The organism is Acinetobacter sp. YH12128 (assembly GCF_013418655.1).
Taxonomy (GTDB): domain Bacteria; phylum Pseudomonadota; class Gammaproteobacteria; order Pseudomonadales; family Moraxellaceae; genus Acinetobacter; species Acinetobacter amyesii.
On sequence record NZ_VPBO01000011.1, the window covers coordinates 22769 to 41738 of the forward strand.

At 41.9% G+C, this 18970-nt stretch carries 11 protein-coding genes, 1 tRNA gene and 1 pseudogene; 4 read left to right on the forward strand and 9 right to left on the reverse strand.

Going from position 1 to position 18970, the window contains the following annotated elements:
- Positions 1–43 precede the first annotated feature (43 nt).
- The 6 genes and pseudogenes from FTU64_RS07595 to FTU64_RS07620 form a co-directional block, all read right to left on the reverse strand.
- Positions 44–1545 (reverse strand): annotated as a pseudogene (locus tag FTU64_RS07595) (flavin-containing monooxygenase).
- Positions 1503–1691 carry a hypothetical protein gene (locus tag FTU64_RS16340; RefSeq protein ID WP_180055811.1) on the reverse strand — a complete coding sequence of 63 codons (189 nt, stop codon included), beginning with the start codon at positions 1689–1691 and terminating at the stop codon, positions 1503–1505. The pseudogene FTU64_RS07595 and the gene FTU64_RS16340 overlap by 43 nt, the downstream one beginning before the upstream one ends.
- Positions 1688–2554, reverse strand: a complete 867-nt coding sequence (locus FTU64_RS07605; protein ID WP_180055812.1) for an SDR family NAD(P)-dependent oxidoreductase — start codon at positions 2552–2554, stop codon at positions 1688–1690. The genes FTU64_RS16340 and FTU64_RS07605 overlap by 4 nt, the downstream gene beginning before the upstream one ends.
- 12 nt (positions 2555–2566) lie before the next feature.
- Positions 2567–3523 carry a metal-dependent hydrolase gene (locus FTU64_RS07610; protein WP_180055813.1) on the reverse strand — a complete coding sequence of 319 codons (957 nt, stop codon included), beginning with the start codon at positions 3521–3523 and terminating at the stop codon, positions 2567–2569.
- A 240-nt stretch (positions 3524–3763) separates the two neighbouring features.
- Complete coding sequence (locus tag FTU64_RS07615; RefSeq protein ID WP_180059502.1) at positions 3764–5200, reverse strand: VWA domain-containing protein; 1437 nt, start codon at positions 5198–5200, stop codon at positions 3764–3766.
- Positions 5188–6690, reverse strand: coding sequence for an AAA family ATPase (locus FTU64_RS07620; RefSeq protein WP_180059503.1), 1503 nt, complete (start codon positions 6688–6690; stop codon positions 5188–5190). Before FTU64_RS07620 ends, FTU64_RS07615 begins: the two co-directional genes overlap by 13 nt.
- 162 nt (positions 6691–6852) lie before the next feature.
- Between FTU64_RS07620 and FTU64_RS07625 the strand changes: the two genes are divergently transcribed.
- On the forward strand, positions 6853–7368 hold the full coding sequence (locus FTU64_RS07625; RefSeq protein ID WP_180041865.1) for a hypothetical protein: 516 nt from the start codon (positions 6853–6855) through the stop codon (positions 7366–7368).
- A gap of 375 nt (positions 7369–7743) precedes the next feature.
- On the forward strand, positions 7744–9369 hold the full coding sequence (locus FTU64_RS07630; protein WP_180059504.1) for an NAD+ synthase: 1626 nt from the start codon (positions 7744–7746) through the stop codon (positions 9367–9369).
- 265 nt (positions 9370–9634) lie between these two features.
- Here the strand turns inward: FTU64_RS07630 and FTU64_RS07635 are convergent.
- Positions 9635–9711: transfer RNA gene (locus FTU64_RS07635), tRNA-Met, on the reverse strand.
- 167 nt (positions 9712–9878) lie between these two features.
- Here FTU64_RS07635 and FTU64_RS07640 point away from each other — a divergent pair.
- Together FTU64_RS07640 and FTU64_RS07645 are read left to right on the forward strand one after the other, a co-directional pair.
- Complete coding sequence (locus FTU64_RS07640; protein ID WP_218950851.1) at positions 9879–10295, forward strand: hypothetical protein; 417 nt, start codon at positions 9879–9881, stop codon at positions 10293–10295.
- 292 nt (positions 10296–10587) lie between these two features.
- Positions 10588–11028, forward strand: a complete 441-nt coding sequence (locus FTU64_RS07645; RefSeq protein ID WP_180041863.1) for a universal stress protein — start codon at positions 10588–10590, stop codon at positions 11026–11028.
- A 111-nt stretch (positions 11029–11139) separates the two neighbouring features.
- Here the strand turns inward: FTU64_RS07645 and FTU64_RS07650 are convergent, their stop codons facing one another.
- Both FTU64_RS07650 and FTU64_RS07655 read right to left on the reverse strand, forming a co-directional pair.
- Entirely contained in the window at positions 11140–11457 is a 318-nt protein-coding gene (locus FTU64_RS07650) for an MGMT family protein (protein ID WP_180055818.1), read from the reverse strand.
- Between the two features lie 72 nt (positions 11458–11529).
- Positions 11530–18970 (reverse strand): BapA/Bap/LapF family large adhesin (locus FTU64_RS07655; RefSeq protein ID WP_180059505.1); only part of this gene is annotated, 7441 nt, incomplete at its 5' end.

Consider the following 18970-nt stretch of genomic DNA (forward strand, 5'->3'; position numbering starts at 1 on the left):
TTTTAGCTTATTAAGTTAAGTAACTTTTATTAAGCAACCTTCTCTAAGCAACCGACTCATAGTCTGTCAAGTCCACCTGTTTAAGACGCTGCTTTAACTGTTTCAGTGACCACGGCCAAGCTACAAAATTGCGTCCATTGGCATCTAAGTAATAGCTCTTACAGCCGCCACTATTAAAGACTGTAGTCTGTAAATGTGTCTGTACTTTTGCATTGTGATAGGCCAATACATTTGGCTTAATTTCAAGCCGTTGTATCTTCTCTTGTTTCATTTTTACCAAAGCATCAACGATATACCCAACCTGTGCTTCTACAATCCCAATGAATGGGTCATAAACCAAAATATTTGGCCCGAGCACCAAGAAGGCGTTGGGTACTTGCGCAATACTGGTACCCAAAAACGCTTCAGGAGAACTATTTTTCCAAAGTTCTGACAATAACGCCCCATTGGCATTTTTTACACGTTGTCCAATCGGCGGATGAGAAACTTCAAAACCTGTGCCCTAATAATGACATTGACTTCATGACGTTCACCATTTGCAGCGATGACAGTATTACCTTCTATTTCCACTAAACCATGTGGCACAAGTTCAACATTGGCTTGCTGCAAAGCAGGATAATAGTTATTGGCAAATAAAAGACGCTTACAACCAATAGAAAAGTTTGGTGTAACTTTTTCACGTAATTCAGCATCTTGAATTTGTGTTTTTAACAACTGACGACCCAAATAATTCACAGGCTCTAATAGTGAAGGATTACGCAGGCCTAAATTAATACTATTTAATATACCGGCCACACTTTTTCGCCAAGTTTCCTGAACGCTCGGAAAGCGGGTAATCACGCCTTTTGCACGGTCATTCAGTGGTAAATCTGCTTTTGGTAATACCCATGGTGCGGTCCGTTGAAACACCACCACATTTTTGGCAATAGGTTGAATCTGAGGAATAAACTGAATCGCAGATGCTCCCGTACCAATTACTGCAATACGTTTATCTTTTAAGTCATAGGCATGGTTCCATCGCGCAGAATGGAACATTTCACCTTCAAAGCTTTCAATACCTTTAATTTTTGGAATTTGAGGTTCAGTAATCGGCCCAGTGGAAAAAATCACCGTTCTCGCCGCATATTTACCTTTGCTCGTCTCTAATTGCCATTGCTTTAATTGCTCATTCCATTCCGCTGCAATTAATTCACAGTTGAACTGAATGTTGCGATACAGCGCATGCTGCTCCGCAACATCTTCTAAATAGTTCAGAATCTCAGGTTGCTTGGCAAATAAATGACTCCATTTATGACTCGGCGCAAATGAAAACGAATATAAAGCCGAAGGAACATCACATCCACAGCCTGGATAAGTGTTGTCGCGCCATGTTCCTCCCACGCGATTGGCTTTTTCTAAAACTACATAATCGGTATACCCTCGTTCATTCATTTGATGAACTGCGGCTAAACCTGATATCCCTGCACCAATCACAATGGTATCGTAGACACGAACTGGTTTTTCTAGACTTGGTTCTGACTTGGTTCTGACTCGGTTTGCCCTGATTGGTTTTGTTCCGCTTTTTTAGCTTTTGCAGAAGACGATGCAGAACGTCGCGCATTGGTTTTATTGCTTGTTGGCTTTTTAGTTTGAGTTTTCTCTTGATCCAAGGCTTTTACATCTTCGTCATGTAATTGTGTCGGCATGTTCATGCTTTTGCTCCCGACTTTTTAATATAGTTGTTAAATATGGGATAACCCACCCCCAATAAGCGGGTATAGGTTTGCGGGGATAAACGCTTTAACCACCAAAATAATTTGGCATCAGGTTGCGGAATGGTGTACAACTTCCCTACATCTAAATTATTCAAGGTCAAATTGACCACATCGTGACTCGTCGTAAATGCATGATTCATCAGCAATTGATCAGCCAAGCCTGAATAGCGATTGGGCAAGCGTCCATTTTTCATAATATTGGTCGGCACCAAGGTTGGGCACAGTACATTCACACGGATATTTGCCGATCGCAGCTCTGCCGATAAAGTTTCAGACAATGCCAACACACTCGACTTCGTCACGTTATATGCTGTCATTTCTGGTGCAGCAGTATATGCTGCAGCAGAAGCAACATTAATAATCGCGCCGCCCTGCTTATTTTGCTTCAGCTTGGGTACAAAATAATGGCAGCCATGCACCACACCCCACAAATTGACATGCATACACCACTGCCAGTCATCTAAACTCAGCTCATCAAATTTACCACCCAGCCCGACGCCTGCATTGTTGATCACCAAGGTCACAGCATGTCCCATCAACTGCTCAGCTTGCTCTGACAATGCTTTTACTTCTTCAGCTTTACCTACATCACACTGCACCGCATAAGCATTTGATGAGGTCATGGATTGAATTTGATCCACCGTTTCTTGCGCTGCTTCTAGATGAATATCGGCACAGACCACTGTCCCACCACGACGTGCCAACTCCAAAGCAAAGCTTCTTCCTATACCACTGCCTGCACCAGTAACCACCGCGTAGGCATTTTCACTTGGCTTATCCTTTTTTCCAAATAGACCCATGGTTGTGTCCTTTTATCGTTTTAATGCTGGGGTAAATTCTTTGACAAAATAAGGTGTTAACACGCCATCAACAGGGTTCAGCAAACGCTTTTTGTAATATTCAAGAAATGCAGAAGTGTCATGATCATTCGGGTGAAAACTTGGTCGTAGATAGTCAAAAATATGCCCGAGGCTGCTGCCATAAACACCATCTTTTAACCCAAAAATCAGCTGGAAACTGCGCGGAACATCCTTCCAGTAACTTAGGCTAATCAAATTCGACGGTTTTCTGTAGAAAGGGACAATCGAAGCACCAATTGAAATCAAACCCAAAATGGTAATTAATGCAGGGAAAAAACCAGCAATACGTAAGGCATAATTACCTGATAATTCTTGATAAACATCATAGGCAATGTCTTTGTGTTCTGACTCTTCCAACATATGCCACATCCAAATGGCGCGTTGCTTTTCATCAATTGAACTAAAGAAAATTTCTTCATGATTCATCATGTATTCCGCAAGCACTGCGGTGAAATGCTCAATTGCCGCCATTAAAGATAATTTCATTGGCTGTGGCATACGTTCAAAACCATAGGCAAAGACGTAGTGTTCTAACTTTCTAAAAAATTGCACAGGCAGATTTCTTGCGCGATACGCTTCATTCATTTCTTCATGCATACGTGAATGAATAACCTCTTGCCCAATCAACGACGTGACACGTTGTCTTAATACAGGATCTTGAATAAAGTCGCGATGATATCGAGCAGTATCAATCACCAAATCTTCGCCACGGGTTAAGAAAATAGATAAAGATGCAAAATAGGCACTGGCCAATTCTGCATTCATATAAAATTTTGGATCAATTTTTTCTGGTTCAAAATCAAATTTCATATGACGAATAGGAACAACGGCAGACTGTTTTGTTGGGTCAAAGACAGGGCCTGCAAATACGCGTGCTAAAGTTTTTTTTATCGGTTGAAAAGCGCTCATGATTTTGCTCTCAATTTGGGTGTTTCCCCTTCATTGACTTCATGTCGATTGAAGTAAAAACACATAGATTGAGGATCAAATTAAGTGAGATAGATCACTAGGCCATTAGCAAAACCGACCTCTCGATTTGCAAAAATGCTCAAATATTTTCTTTGTCAGACAATCTTTAAAACATCGGTGTTGTATGGCTCAAAAGCTTGTCATTAAAGGTCATGGCGTATTTTTTGTGAGGGACGATTATTAGATTTTTTGCACTTCGCCAGTCGCAGATTGATAGACCCATTGATGATCAAACAGGCTGTCGTCTAAATGATCCAGTTTAAAATTACCGATAGCCACAGCATAGAATCCATTGCCCTGCTGCTTAAAATGTATGATCTCTTGCATGAGTTCTTCAGTCAGTTGACCCATAATAAAGTCGGAAATCACTACCACATCGGCATGTACAAAATTCGGTTGTTTCAGCATGTCCAGGGCATGATTCATCGCAGGGATAATATCTGTTCCCCCATGAAATGACTGCCCTAAAAAGTGAATGACATCATCCAAAGCACTATTATGTTGTAAATTCAGCGCGGTTAAATTGGTCGAGAAATTTACCAAATACATCGCTCGCTTTTCTTTTAACGCTCGAATGGATAAATATAGACAAATCGCTTTGGAAATCAGTTCAGGTTGTCCATTCATTGAGCCACTGGTATCTAAGCAAACAATCATCGGGCCTTTTTGTCCGACTCGACGCTGCGTATGGCGTTGGTCTTCGATCACCCGTCCCTGTTGCTGACCTTGTCGATTAAAACTCATCAGGTTAGATTCTAAATATTTCAAATCAAATAAAACCTGCAAGTCTGGATCGGCTAACAGCGCCAACTCGCTAGGTAAAGCCATACTGAGTTCTTGTGCCAATTTAATTCCAGTAATTTCCTCTTGCGCCATCGGGGTGTGAATAAGCTGCTGTGGCTCTTGTTCTAACTGAGCAGAAATCCGCTTACGTGGCATATTCGGCTGTGCGCTTCCGATCATTTGACATAAACGTTTAAGCGCCCGATCTTGCTCGAGATAATTCGCCCATTGCTCAAAGTTCTGTACATCATGCTCAGTTAATTGCCCTTTGGAATAGTCCAGAAAAATCCCGGTTTCAAACCCGACACTGTCATGGTGCTTGACCATTTTCGACAATGTCGCGAGAAAATCTTTGATTTCATCTAAAAAGGCATCTCGTTGTAAACGGAGTTGCTCAAACTCCCAATGCGCAATAGCTTCAGTCAATTTGCGCTGCCATTTACCTTTGAATAGCTCTATTTGTAATTGACGCTGCTGCTTGGTCAGCAATGGCTGTTGGCTCTGTTGCCACATTTCAGTGAATTCTGGAATCCCCAAGGTTTGCATGAAGGCGGCATATTCAGTGTGGAATTGAACAAAATCGCCCTGTTCCCAATGCTTTATCGCAAGCCAATGTTCCAATTGCTGCCGCGCCATTGCATAGGGATGCTGCTGATCTAAACTCGACTTTGCCTGAAAGGCCCATTCCTGAATTTTTTGATCGAGCTTTTTTGCAACTTTATGATCTTCCAACCAATGTTTTAAACTGGATTGTTTTAATTCATCATATAGTTGTGAACTTAATTCATCGAGTGCCGATTGAGTTTGATGTCGTGTCAGTTTTAATTGCGACATAACTGTTCCAAGCGCTCACAATCTTGTAACTGCAACTGATATCTCGCCAATTGCTGCTCAATAGATTGAATTAATTGTTGAATATCCTGTTCAGTGACAAAGACCGATTTAAACTGATGTTTTTGACTGTTAAAGCGTTCCGTCAACAGATCCAATTCTGTTTGAAACAGTGCTTTGAGCTGTTGAACTTCGTGTAACAGCTCATATTGGCTTTGTGCTGAAAGAGAGCTGCGTGGACTACCTTTGGTATGTTTTATATACGGCGTCACCACTTCTTCTAAGCCGTAATAACCACCTTTTAACGTACATACTCTTGAACCATTAAAATTACATACAATGCCACGCACTTCTTCACCAGTATCATCTAAGGCAAAGAAGTCCTTTTTCGTATCCATTTTATCCAGTTCGAGATACAACAGTTTATCTTTATAGTGTCGATCTAGATTGGTCACTGCACGCAAGTAATCAGTGCCATGAATTAAATAACTCTCATACACATCATCGGTATAATAAAAATGATTGAGCACCCGCTGTTCAAGTGCATCCTTCTCTGCCACATGTTGTTCGAATTGCAAACCGTAATTTAAGCCATTTTCAGCCAATACTTCATCTATCTGCTGCGAAACAAAAGCAATGTCTTCAGGCTGATTCCATAAGCAATGTTTTAAAATTAATAGATCACTCAAAATCACTGATGGACGATCATTTAAAAATGCACAGGCTTTGACTAAATAAGCCACACGTTGCCAACGACGGTCAGAGACATAGACCACGTGATCTTCAAAGTTATGGTTGAGTCGAGTTTTAAGTTGATCAAACAGATTTAAAATCGAAGCGGGTAATTCCACCTGATATATCTGTTCCCGCCAATCTTGCAACTCGGCTTTTTTTATTTTTAAGGTCGCATCGACTTCAACACTGACTTGACTCGGCTTGGCCTGTAATAGTGCATGAAAGTTTTCTGCAACAGCAATCGGCGGCACTTCTAAGCGCAAAATAAAACGATCATACAAGGCATCTAGACCTTGATTTGGTTCGGGAATTTCATTCGATGCACTGACCAAAACATTCAATGGAACTTTTTGGACAATGTCACCATTTTTAAAACTCCGCTCATTCACCAAGGTCAGTAAAGTATTTAAAATCGCAGGGCTGGCTTTCCAAATTTCATCTAAAAATGCAAAATCTGCCCGTGGTAAATAATGTTCTGTTTTACGAATGTATTGATCTTCTTTTAAGGCTTTGATCGATACCGGTCCAAAAATTTCTTCCGGCGTACTGAAACGATTCATCAAATATTCAAAATAGTCATGGACTTCAAAAGCAGAAGCGATTCGACGTGAAATCAAACTTTTTGCTGTGCCGGGCAAACCATATAAAAAGGTATTCATGCCCGCAACACCAGCCAACAAACTCAAAGCAATAATCTGCTCACGTTCATACATATTTTTGCTAATTTCAGAAATTAAAGTATTGATCCGTGCTTGCATCTGACTATCTGTTTGACCGAAAACTAAATTGTAACGCCCTGACCGATTTTTCGCTGTAGCAGATGCAAAAATATCGCTTTTTAAATACAGCGCAACAGCGTGATATTATATTTTCAGGTTATAGTAAAACTACACATCCCTTAGGAACAATAATCACTTTTCATCATGTTGCCTTTCTTTCCCACACTCATTCGGCTGCTAAAACTTGAAGGTTTTAAATATCGATCACTCACGGCAGGTGAAATATCCATGTGTCGCAGTGTGTTTGGGGATTTGATTCAATATGAACAAGTGAAAGTGATGAATCACCCTTTTTTGCCTTGGCAATCGGCACATGTGGTCATGGCGCCGCAGGGGTATATTCATGCACGAAATTTACTGTTTAAAGCGGACTATGCCAAAGCGTCTTTAGGATATCGTGCCCTGTTTATTCATGAGATGGCCCATGTTTATCAATACCAGCAGCAGATCAATGTTTTGGGGCGGGGTGCTATTTTGCAGATGGCGTATTTCTTTAGTTTTAAAAAATATAATCCTTACCGCTATACCCTCAAAGCACACAAGGCATTTTTTGACTACAACATTGAGCAACAAGGTGACATTGCACGTGACATCTATTTAAAGCGAATTAAAAATATTATTTTATATCCTGAACTTGTTCATCAAATTGAGCTCTAAAGCGTCCATGCTCTGTAGCGAATATTTTTAGATATAATTAAATACCACCTGATCATTCCATTTCACGCTATTGCTAATCCATTGACGCCATTTTAAGTACAAAAAAACAGCATTAATATTTACTTTATGGCACATAAGCTCAGCTAGGCTTTTAAAAGCTATGAATACCTCTAGTATCTCGCTTAAATTCAGATAAAATAGGCTCACCTTATTTTTTTGCTTTGCATCAAAACAAGTGAATTATCATACGATGATGGTGTTTTGTTTTCGCCTTTCGGCAGTATTTTTCGTATCTAAATACACTCGCTGAATAATCACAATAATACAAATCAGTGTGTTAAGTGTATTCACCTATAGGAATAGGATTTAGTTGGAATGAATAGTTTTAAAATTGCACTTGCTCAGTTCTCTCCGCATATTGGTAACCTAGAATCAAACGCAGCAAAAATGCTTAAACAAGCCAATGCTGCAAAAGAACAGAACGCAGATATTATTGTTTTTCCGGAACTTTCTACAGTTGGTTATCCTGCTGAAGATTTATTATTACGTCCAAGTTTAAATAAACGTACACAGCAAGCTTTTGAACAATTAGCGAGCATTAAGGACATCGTTTTAGTCTTTGGTTTTGTGAATCAAACTGAAGATGGTCAGCGCTATAACTCTGCTGCTGTCATGAAAAATGGTCAAGTTCTCGGGATTTACAATAAACAAAATCTTCCAAACTATAGCGTTTTTGATGAAAAACGTTATTTCAGTGAAGGTCATCAACACCTAGTCTTTGAATATTTAGGTCATAAGTTTGGTGTATTGATTTGCGAAGATGTTTGGGCTTTACCAACTGTTCAACAGCTTGCTCAGTTAAATGTTGAAACCGCTTTGGTGTTGAATGCTTCACCTTATGAAGTTGGTAAACCACAGCATCGCATTGAAACAATGGCTGCATTGACCAAACAATTGAACATCAATTTGGTTTACTGCAACCAAGTCGGCGGTCAAGACGATCTTGTCTTTGATGGCACAAGCTTTGTAATGAACAATTCAGGTGAAGTTGCATTGCAAGCACCGAGTTTTGTTGAAGATCTATATATCGCAGAATACGATGCCGAACAAAAAGCCTTTAAAACAGGTGCAATCACCCCTGTATTAAATACCATGGCTGAAATCTATCAAAGCCTTGTGATCGCAACACGTGACTACGTACAACGTTCAGGCTTCCCAGGTGTGATTTTAGGTCTATCTGGTGGTATTGACTCAGCATTAACTTTAGCGATTGCTGCCGATGCAATTGGTGCCGATAAAGTTCAAGCGGTCATGATGCCATATACTTATACTGCGCAAATCAGTGTTGAAGATGCGGCTGAACAAGCCAAGAATATGGGCGTGACTTTTGGTATTGCCGAAATCAATCCAATTGTGAATGGTTTTATGCAAACCTTGTTCCCATTCTTTGGTGATGCACCGACCGATGCGACTGAAGAAAACTTACAAGCGCGTTCTCGCGGTACATTGTTAATGGCCTTATCGAACAAGTTCGGCAATTTAGTCCTTTCTACAGGTAACAAGTCTGAATTATCTGTTGGCTACTGCACATTGTACGGTGACATGGTCGGTGGCTTTGCGGTTCTTAAAGACGTCTATAAAACGATTGTATTTGAACTAGCAAAATACCGTAACAGCATTTCAGAAACACCAGTGATTCCTGAACGTGTAATTACTCGCCCACCTTCTGCGGAACTTCGTCCAGATCAGAAAGACCAAGACTCATTACCTGAATACGAAGTATTGGATGCCATCTTGTATGCGTATATCGAAGAAGACATGAGCCAAGATGACATCATTACCAAAGGTTTTGATGCTGAAGTTGTGAAAAAAGTCATCCGTTTGGTTGATCTAAACGAATACAAACGTCGCCAAGGCGCGATCGGTCCACGTATCAGCTCACGTGCATTTAGCCGTGAACGTCGCTATCCGATCGTGAATGGTTGGAAACCGGGTATCTAATTACTTGATTCAAATCAAAAAAGCCCAGTTATAGAACTGGGCTTTTTTATAGGCGCAAAATACGCAGCAGTAAAAGTACACAATAACTGAGATGTTCCTATTAAAAGTTAAGCTATCAATTCAAATATTAAAGATTTGAGTTCTCTTTTATTTCTACATAGACATCGTGAATAGATCATTTTATTAGTGCTGTAATTATTTCAATTTATTTGACTTTTTCTAGGCACAAAAAAAGAGACCAAGCTGAGAGCTTGGTCTATAAAAATGGTGGCTATGACGAGACTTGAACTTGTGACCCCCGCATTATGAGTGCGGTGCTCTAACCAACTGAGCTACATAGCCGTAAACTGTGGTGGCATTATCTAGATTTCACACATTATCGTCAAGCATTTTTGTTTGCAATTGTTCAGAGTTTAAACAAGCAAAGTTCAAGATGTTACTATTTAAGCAAATCATGCTATTTTTAGCCCTAATTACTATATTTTTTGATTAAAAATTAGAGTTTTATCATGCAATTCAATTCGATAAAAAAAACCTGTCTGACCCTCAGCCTTGCTGTCATGACATTAACGGGCTGCCAAATCGTCTCGCCTATTTTTGTTGACTACAATGGCGTGCGACGTGATGTGGCGACTTGGATTAATAAACAGCCCTTATTAAGCATGCAACAAAAACGCAGCATGGCTCAACTTAGCCGAGCACAGCAACCAATCATTCGTCTCGACTTCAATGATCAGGAGAAATTAGTCAGCGTTGCCCGCACCAATGAAGCTGCGATGTATTGTGCCAATCAGCATTTATCAGCGCGACAAATTCAACGACTGCAAAAACAGATCTTCCCAGAAGACGCTTTACATAAATTAAACTTGCTTGAGCAACAGGCTTTGCATATTACCCTTACAGAGCAAGAGAAACAGTGTGATTAATCAATTCACACCGTTGGGTTCATGCATCTAGACTCAATTTTTTCAGCACCAAATTGTCTTACAATCTAGACATAGCTGCTTACATTATTGAGCATTTTTGCTATCGCAAAGCGAGGTGAAAACAAGTCCATATTTTTACAAACTTTTTATCGCAATACTCACAACATCCTTATGAATTTACTTGGTTTTATTCCAAAATAAAAAAGCGTATGATGAAACTATGATCAATGTAATAGCGCTTTTTTTCAGGTTTTTCCATCCAAATTCAATTGATCAGATAAGGAGAAATAAGATGGCTTTAAATAATATTTTAGTTCCAGTGGACGGTTCAGAAACTTCTTATGCTGCGGTGGCTAAAGCTGTCGAGTTTGCAAAAACTTTTGGCAGTAAAATTACTGTGGTTCAAGTACTGACGCTCGATCCATATATTGCTGCAGAGTATATTTCAGCAGCACAAACCAATGATTTAATTGAACGTGCTCGTGCATCGATTTTAAATACACTTGAAGAAGCAAAAGCGAAATTTTCAACTGAAGGTGTCACTGTTGAAACTCGCCTACTTGAAGGTCAAGTGGTGCATACAGAACTGGTTAAAGCTGCAGAAGAAACACATGCGGACTTGATTATCATTGGTTCACATGGCCGTACAGGGATCAAAAAATTCTTCTTGGGCAGCGTAGCTCAAAGCATACTGGGTGCTTCAGACATTCCTGTTTTGGTTGTGCGCAAATAAGCCATTAGATTTATAGCGTGAAATAAAAAGCCTTCTGATCCTAGAGGGCTTTTTTTATTGACTGCGTCATCAATAATAAAAATAAATTTCTAAGTTTAAGGCAAGGATTTTTTAAGCTAACCATTGATATTGTTTCAATGAGATGCGTCCATTCACCACAAAGACATTTTCGGCTGCCAGCTTCAACTGCTGGATATTTTCACCTTTTTCATTGCAACGCTGCGTGCTGATTTTTCCCTGAGCATTGACCACCCGATGCCATGGGATCGTTGATGTTGCATCTAGATGCTTAAGTACATAGCCAACCAGTCGTGCATGCTTCGGTAAACCCGCTAATTTGGCAATTTGTCCATAAGTGGCAATCTTCGCCAGCGGTATCAATTGAATGACCGACAAAATTTGCGTTGCCAATTCATCACTCTGCTTCATCTGATCTCCTTTGAGCCACATAAAAAAAGAGAACCCGAAGGTTCTCTTTGATTAATACTTAATTTTGACAGATTAGTACAGTAATTGGTTGTGATCGATTAAGTCTTGCAAAGTCACATCGGTATTTTTCAAAGTGAGTAATTCAACTTTATCGCCAAATTTAGACCCTGTTCCATCACGATCAATGCTGATCACGGTGTTGCCCTTGCCATCAGATTTCACCGAAACAAACTGATCAATATTCGACTGATTGGCATTTTGACCTTGTAACAAGGCTTTGATATTCACTTTATCGCCTTCAGACGCATTAAAGTCATTCCAAGTATCATGTCCATTGCCACCCGTTGCATCTGCTTGATCCAATACTTTATAAATAACCGTATCAATGCCCGCTTTGGTGGTGAATTGATCATTGCCCGCAGTACTGGTGATTTCATCGTTACCGACACTTCCTGTGAAGTTCACACCTGCTTTAATGGTCAATGTTGCCGCTGAAATATCACCGTTTGGTGCAACCAGTTTATACGTAAACTGTTCTGCTGCACCTGAGGCAAGATTCATATCTTTAAGGGTATAGGTGTAACTACCATCTGATTTCACCACCATTTCGCCATATTTCGCCGTAATGGTTGTACCCGTCGAACTCACTTGGGTAAAGGTTAAGCCACCATCTTTAGACACATACAAATCTGTATATTTTGAAGCGACAGTATCAACACCAAATCCATCATTATCGGTTAATAAATTGCCTGTGGTTGCAGCATTCGCAGCAAATTTTACGGTAAAGCTATCAAGGTCAATAATGCTCCGTGAAATGACCGCCGATACACTGCCGCCCAAGCTTATGCCTTTATTGGTTACGGCTTGAATCGTATAGGTTCCTGCTTTCAATCCAGTGACCGTGACAGAATTACCATTTGGTAGTAGACCAATAACATCCACTACTGTTGAAGCTCCCGAAGTCGCAACTAATTTACCTTTTTCGTCGTAGACGTTAATCGTGGTATTACCCAGTAATGAAACCAGTTGTGAAGAACCAAAGTCAACTTTGATGTTCTCTACCGTACCGTCTGCAACGGTGATTTTGGTCGAACCTGCTTTCGTCCCACCAAATCCAATCGACCAACTGTAGCTAATTGAATTTGATTGACCTGTAGATACGGTATTCGATGCATCAAAACCGATCATGTCAACATTGTTAGTAGCAACAACTGTACTTGCATGATCTTTTGGCTCCGCTGCATTCCAATTCAATGCCAAATCGCTTTGCGTTCCAATGTGAATTATCAGGTCAGCACTACTTGCTTTGCCCGAAACTGGATCAACCACGGAATAGCTAAACACTTCTGCCTTACCAATCGCTGTGACATCAGCTTTCGGTTTATAGCTATACGAGCCATCTTGATGAATGGTGAATGTGCCATAGTTCCCTTTGACTGTGGTCGTACCATTGATCAATTGGCCATTGATACTGTTGACGATTGAACCTGCAGGAACAGCATCTTGACCATAAAGTGCATCATGATCTGTGATGACATTTCCTTTTGCTTCTTCTACATGGCTCACTTCAGGTTCTACTGAAGTATCAAACACTTTCAACGATAGATTTGCACTGACCGATGTTGCAAGGCCAATAGCCGAACCGCCGACAAACTCAAACTTATATTCACCAGATTGTAAGTTTTTCGCGCGTACAGCCGTTTCTTCGCCAAAGATGCCGATAAAATCTAATAAACCATAGTCTTTATTCGACGCGATCAGCTTCCAGCTCCCATCGGTATTTTTCACAAATAGTCGCATTTCTGCTTTATCAAACAGGTTGATCAATGAACCTGTATGTACACTGATCGTTGCCTCACCAACTTCTTGATCCCCGATAGAGAAGTAACCTGTGTGTACTTTTGAACCAATATTAATCAGATCAAAAACGTTGAATAGTTTATTGGTACGAACTTCTTCAACTGGATATTCAAAGTTGATGTTGGCATTAACCAAATTATCTGCTGCATGAATGCTAACAGTTGGCGCGATTAATTCTTGAGGTGCAGACTCACCACCATCATCTTTCGCAGTCACTAAAATGCGCTGGCCATCTGTCACTGCTGGCTGTAAGACAACTTTGAAATTGCCTTCAAGATCAGCAATTGCTGTGCCTAGAATGGTTTTAGCATCGGCGGCATACACAGTGATATCTGAACCCGCTTCAGCATGACCTGTGACCACAGCACCTTGACTATCTAAAGTTGCAAATGGTGTTGCTGGTGCGTACAAGTCTGGTGCCAATGCTGGTGTAGCTAAGGATTCGCCACCTGCATCTTTTGCGGTCACTTTCACTTGCTCGCCATCCACAAGTGCAGGTACAAGTGCAATTTGATAATGACCATTGGCATCCGCAGTCGCTGTACCCAATGGGGTTGTGCCTTTGCTACCACCGTACACGGTAACAATGGCAAAAGCTTCGGTCACGCCTTCCACAGCAGATCCTGTTGCATTGACTTTCGCTGTCGGTGCATCAGGGGCAAATAGATCTGGAGCTTGCGCTGTGATTACTGGTGATTCACCGCCTACATCTTTCGCCGTGACTTTTACTTGCTCACCATCCACCAAAGCAGGTTGAAGTTGAACGCTATAAGTCCCATTTGCATCGGCTACAGCCGTCCCAAGCTTTTGCTTCGCATCAGATGTATATACCGTCACTTCTGAACCCGGTTGAGCTTTACCAAAGACAGTAGAGCCATCTTTATGGTTCACTTCCGCAGTTGGAATTACCGGCACAGTTGCATCTATTAAATCATCTGATGCAGAACCTTGATTTCCTGCTTGATCTGTAGCAGTCGCTGTATATGTGCCTTCTGCTGCTGTTGCAGGAACTTGTGCGATGAAATGACCATTGGCATCGACAGTGACATCAATATTTTTGCCTTGTGGATCAGCTATAGAAACTTTCGCACCTGATTCAGTTTTACCTGTAATGGTTGCAGAGCCATCTGGATTTGATAAGACTTTAAAATCATCGATTTGCGGCGCAAGTTGGTCATCTAGATCTGCCGTTGCAGAACCTTGATTTCCAGCATTATCAGTTGCTGTAGCGGTATAAGTTCCTTCCGCAGCAGGTGATGGAATCGTTGCTGTGAATTGACCATTGGCATCTACACTTGCAGGATAGGTTTGACCGTCTGGCGTAGTGATTTCAACTTTTGCACCCGGTTCAGTTTTACCTGTTATCGTTGCAGAACCATCGGCATTTGCATCGACTTCTAGATCAGTAATCTGCGGCGCAACGTGGTCATCTAGATCTGCTGTTGCAGAACCTTGATTTCCTGCTTGATCAGTTGCTGTTGCGGTATATGTGCCTTCTGCGGCAGGGGTTGGAATCGTTGCTGTGAAATGACCGTTGGCATCCACGCTTGCAGGATAGGTTTGACCGTCTGGCGTGGTGATTTCAACACTTGCACCCGGTTCAGTTTTACCTGTCACCGTTGCAGAACCATCGGCATTTGCATCGACTTCTAGATCAGTAATCTGCGGCGCAACGTGGTCATCTAGATCTGCTGTTGCAGAACCTTGATTTCCTGCTTGATCAGTTGCTGTTGCGGTATATGTGCCTTCTGCGGCAGGGGTTGGAATCGTTGCTGTGAAATGACCGTTGGCATCCACACTTGCAGGATAGGTTTGACTGTCTGGCGTAGTGATTTCAACGCTTGCACCCGGTTCAGTTTTACCTGTCACCGTTGCAGAACCATCGGCATTTGCATCAACTTCTAGATCATCGATTTGCGGTGCAATTTGGTCATCTAGATCTGCCGTTGCAGAACCTTGATTTCCAGCATTATCCGTTGCCGTTGCAGTATATGTACCTTCCGCAGCAGGTGTTGGAATCGTTGCTGTAAACTGGCCGTTGGCATCTACACTTGCAGGATAGGTATGACCATCTGGCGTAGTGATTTCAACTTTTGCACCCGGTTCAGTTTTACCTGTCACCGTTGCAGAACCATCGGCATTTGCCTGAACGTCAATGCTGACATCAGCAGTACTATCAATTGTCGTACTTGTCGTTGCTTTTTGACTTGAATTACCAGCCGCATCTTTCGCAATCGCCTCAATATGATAGAGACCATTTGTCAGGTTTGATTTTGCTTGGTAACTCCAGTTTCCTTGAGCATCAACAAGTGCCTGTCCTGTTTCGACAACATTTCCGAGTTGATCTTTCACACTTACGCTAACAGTTACGCCTTTTTCAGTTTTTCCACTAAAACTTGGAGATGGATCTGTAATAACACCAACATCATGAATATCAATAAGTGGTGGAATAGTATCAACAATAAATTGTTTCGTTGACGGCGCACTGATATTACCAGCGATATCTTTCGATATGGCTTCTAGGGTTAATAATCCCTCAGGTAAAGCAACCGATGGTGTATACGTCCACTTACCTGTTGCCGTATCGAGTTTCGCTAAGCCTGAATCCAATAAATTATTTTCAGCATCATAAATATTGATCTGAACTTCAGTACTCTTGCTCGATGTGCCCGAGAAGGTCTGTTTATTGTTGTTGGTCTGTGGAATAGACGGTGTGGATAACGTCGTCGCTCGCATAGCAAATGTAGCGAGTGGAGCCACTGCTGGAGCTGCAAAGAAATCAAAATCATCAATATCAACAGTTGGCGGAGTCGTATCGATTTCAAATCGATCATTTGCTTCAGCTGTGTTACCTGCTTTGTCCGTTGCAATCGCAACAGCCGTATATTCGCCATCATCTAAATTACGAGGAGGTGTAAATGTCCATGCGCCATCTGCAAATACACTTGCTTGGCCTTCAAATTTCACCACGCCTGCAAAGTCTTTAATATATACATAGACCGATGCACCCGGCTCGGTTTCTCCGCTGACCGTTGGCGTTTGATCATTTGTAATGATTAGATCATCGATAGTGATTGTTGGTGCTGTATTATCGACACTTGCCACGCTATGCGAAGCTGTTGCTGCTTGACCGGCATTACCTGCTGTATCGCTATAACTGCCTGCAGCAATATCCAGTTTCACGGTCGCTGCACTACCATCGTTGCCATTCGCCACGACTTTAGCAGTCCAACTGCCATCAGCCTGTTGTGCTAAGTCTGTCAGTTTGCCGCCTGTGACCTGTACATCGTCTGCATCAAAGCCAACCACTTTTTCACTGAAGCTGATCTTCACATCTCCATTGTCGGCAATGCTAATCGTTGCTTTTGGTGCTGTACTATCGATACTTGCCACGCTGTGTGAAGCTGTTGCGGCTTGACCAGCATTGCCTGCCGCATCGCTATAACTGCCTGCCGCAATATCCAGTTTCACGGTCGCTGCACTACCATCGTTGCCATTTGCCACGACTTTAGCAGTCCAACTACCATCGGCTTGTTGTGCCAAGTCTTTGAGTTTGCCGCCAGTGACCTGTACATCGTCTGCATCAAAACCGACCACTTTTTCACTAAAGCTGATCTTCACATCACCATTATCGGCAATCGTAATCGTCGCTTTTGGTGCTGTGCTATCGATACTTGCCACGCTGTGCGAAACTGTCGCTGCTTGACCGGCATTGCCTGCCGCATCGCTATAACTGCCTGCCGCAATATCGAGTTTAACGGTCGCAGCACTACCATCGTTGCCATTCGCCACGACTTTAGCAGTCCAACTACCATCGGCTTGTTGTGCTAAGTCGTTGAGTTTGCCACCAGAAACTTGAACATCGTCTGCATCAAAGCCAACGACTTTTTCACTGAAGCTGATTTTCACATCACCATTATCGGCAATCGTAATCGTCGCTTTTGGTGCTGTGCTATCGATACTTGCCACGCTGTGCGAAACTGTCGCTGCTTGACCGGCATTGCCTGCCGCATCGCTATAACTGCCTGCCGCAATATCGAGTTTAACGGTCGCTGCACTACCGTCGTTGCCATTCGCCACAACTTGAGCAGTCCAACTACCATCGGCTTGTTGTGCCAAGTCTTTGAGTTTGCCACCAGAAACTTGTATATCGTCTGCATCAAAACCGACCACTTTTTCACTGAAGCTGATTTTCACATCGCCATTATCCGCAATCGTAATCGTCGCTTTTGGTGCTGTGCTATCCACAGTCACTTGGGTATTCACATCATCACTGATGTTGCCAGCTTTGTCTTTTGCATTAGCAGTAACTTGGTATGCACCATCCGTTAAATTTGCCTTAACGCTATAGCTCCAATCACCTTTCGCATCCACTGTCGCGGTACCAGTCTCGATAACATCTCCGTTCGGCTTTTTAACTGTAACCGTCACGGTAGAACCAATTTCAGTTTTGCCTTTTACATCAGGAGTTACATCACTGGTGAGTACTGCATTTTGGATTTCAATTACTGGATCAGTGATATCAATCACGAAGGTTTTAGATGCTGGGCTACTGATATTACCGGCTGCATCTTTAGATACAGCTTCAAGTACATAATAGCCTTCGAGCAATTCATTCGCTGGCGTGTAGGTCCATTTACCTGTAGCGGTGTCGAGTTTCGCTAGTCCTGAATCGATAACTTTATTATTGGCATCGCGCAGGTAAACCGTCACTTCTACACTTTTGGTCGAAGTTCCTGAGAATGTTGGCTTCGTTTGATTGGTCTGCGGAACGTTTGCAGGCACGCTTAATGTGCTGACACGAGAAAATGCTGCAGCAAAATTCGATGTACCAAATAAATCATCAATATCGACCGTCGGTAAAGTGGTATTAACCGTTCCAGTTTCTATCTGTTGATTACCCGCAGCATCAGTTGCAGTCACAGTCACTGTATAATCAGCTTCGGCAACAGGTGAATCTGGAGTAAATGTCCAAGCACCATCTTTTACCGTTGTCGTACCAGGAATATCCTTGCCATTTGAATCTTGTACTTGGACTTGAAGATTCGCATCTTCATTCACTGTACCTGTAAAATTAGGTTCTTTAAAATCGTCAATCGTGACAATTGGCGCTGTAGCATCTATTGTAAATGATGTGTCTGTGGCACGACCGGTATTACCAGCAGCATCTGTAGCAATGGCCTCAACTGAGTATTCTCCATCAATCAGGGTTTTATCAGCACGATAACTCCACTGATCACCGATGACCTTAGCATCGCCTTGATCAACAATTTTTCCATTATTATCTCTGATAACAACGCTAACGTCAGTGCCAACTTCTGTTTTACCTTTAAATGTAGGCATTGAATCCTGAGTTAAAGTTGTATCTTCAATAGATATTTCAGGATTAATCGTATCTTTTGCACCAATCACGGTTGTTGGATCAGAAGTATTTCCTGCTGCATCCTTCGCTGTCACTTTGGCAGTTTCACCATCGGTCACTGCTGGTGATACGTTGATTTCAAACTCCCCGAGACTGTTTGCATTTCCTGAACCAATTAATTTGCCATTTTCATCACGAACTTCAACTTTTGCACCTGGCTCAGTTTTACCCGTTACTACCGTGCCATCTGCATTTAATGTTGCATTAGGTGCATCGGGCTTCGTAGTATCT

Excerpts from the sequence above, each read along its gene's own strand:
- FTU64_RS07610 (WP_180055813.1), bottom strand. The coding sequence starts at position 3,523 with ATGAGCGCTTTTCAACCGATAAAAAAAACTTTAGCACGCGTATTTGCA.
- FTU64_RS07605 (WP_180055812.1), bottom strand. The coding sequence starts at position 2,554 with ATGGGTCTATTTGGAAAAAAGGATAAGCCAAGTGAAAATGCCTACGCG.
- FTU64_RS07650 (WP_180055818.1), bottom strand. The coding sequence starts at position 11,457 with ATGAAGCAGAGTGATGAATTGGCAACGCAAATTTTGTCGGTCATTCAA.
- FTU64_RS07615 (WP_180059502.1), bottom strand. The coding sequence starts at position 5,200 with ATGTCGCAATTAAAACTGACACGACATCAAACTCAATCGGCACTCGAT.
- FTU64_RS07620 (WP_180059503.1), bottom strand. The coding sequence starts at position 6,690 with ATGCAAGCACGGATCAATACTTTAATTTCTGAAATTAGCAAAAATATG.
- FTU64_RS07645 (WP_180041863.1), top strand. The coding sequence starts at position 10,588 with ATGGCTTTAAATAATATTTTAGTTCCAGTGGACGGTTCAGAAACTTCT.
- FTU64_RS16340 (WP_180055811.1), bottom strand. The coding sequence starts at position 1,691 with ATGAACATGCCGACACAATTACATGACGAAGATGTAAAAGCCTTGGAT.
- FTU64_RS07640 (WP_218950851.1), top strand. The coding sequence starts at position 9,879 with ATGCAATTCAATTCGATAAAAAAAACCTGTCTGACCCTCAGCCTTGCT.
- FTU64_RS07630 (WP_180059504.1), top strand. The coding sequence starts at position 7,744 with ATGAATAGTTTTAAAATTGCACTTGCTCAGTTCTCTCCGCATATTGGT.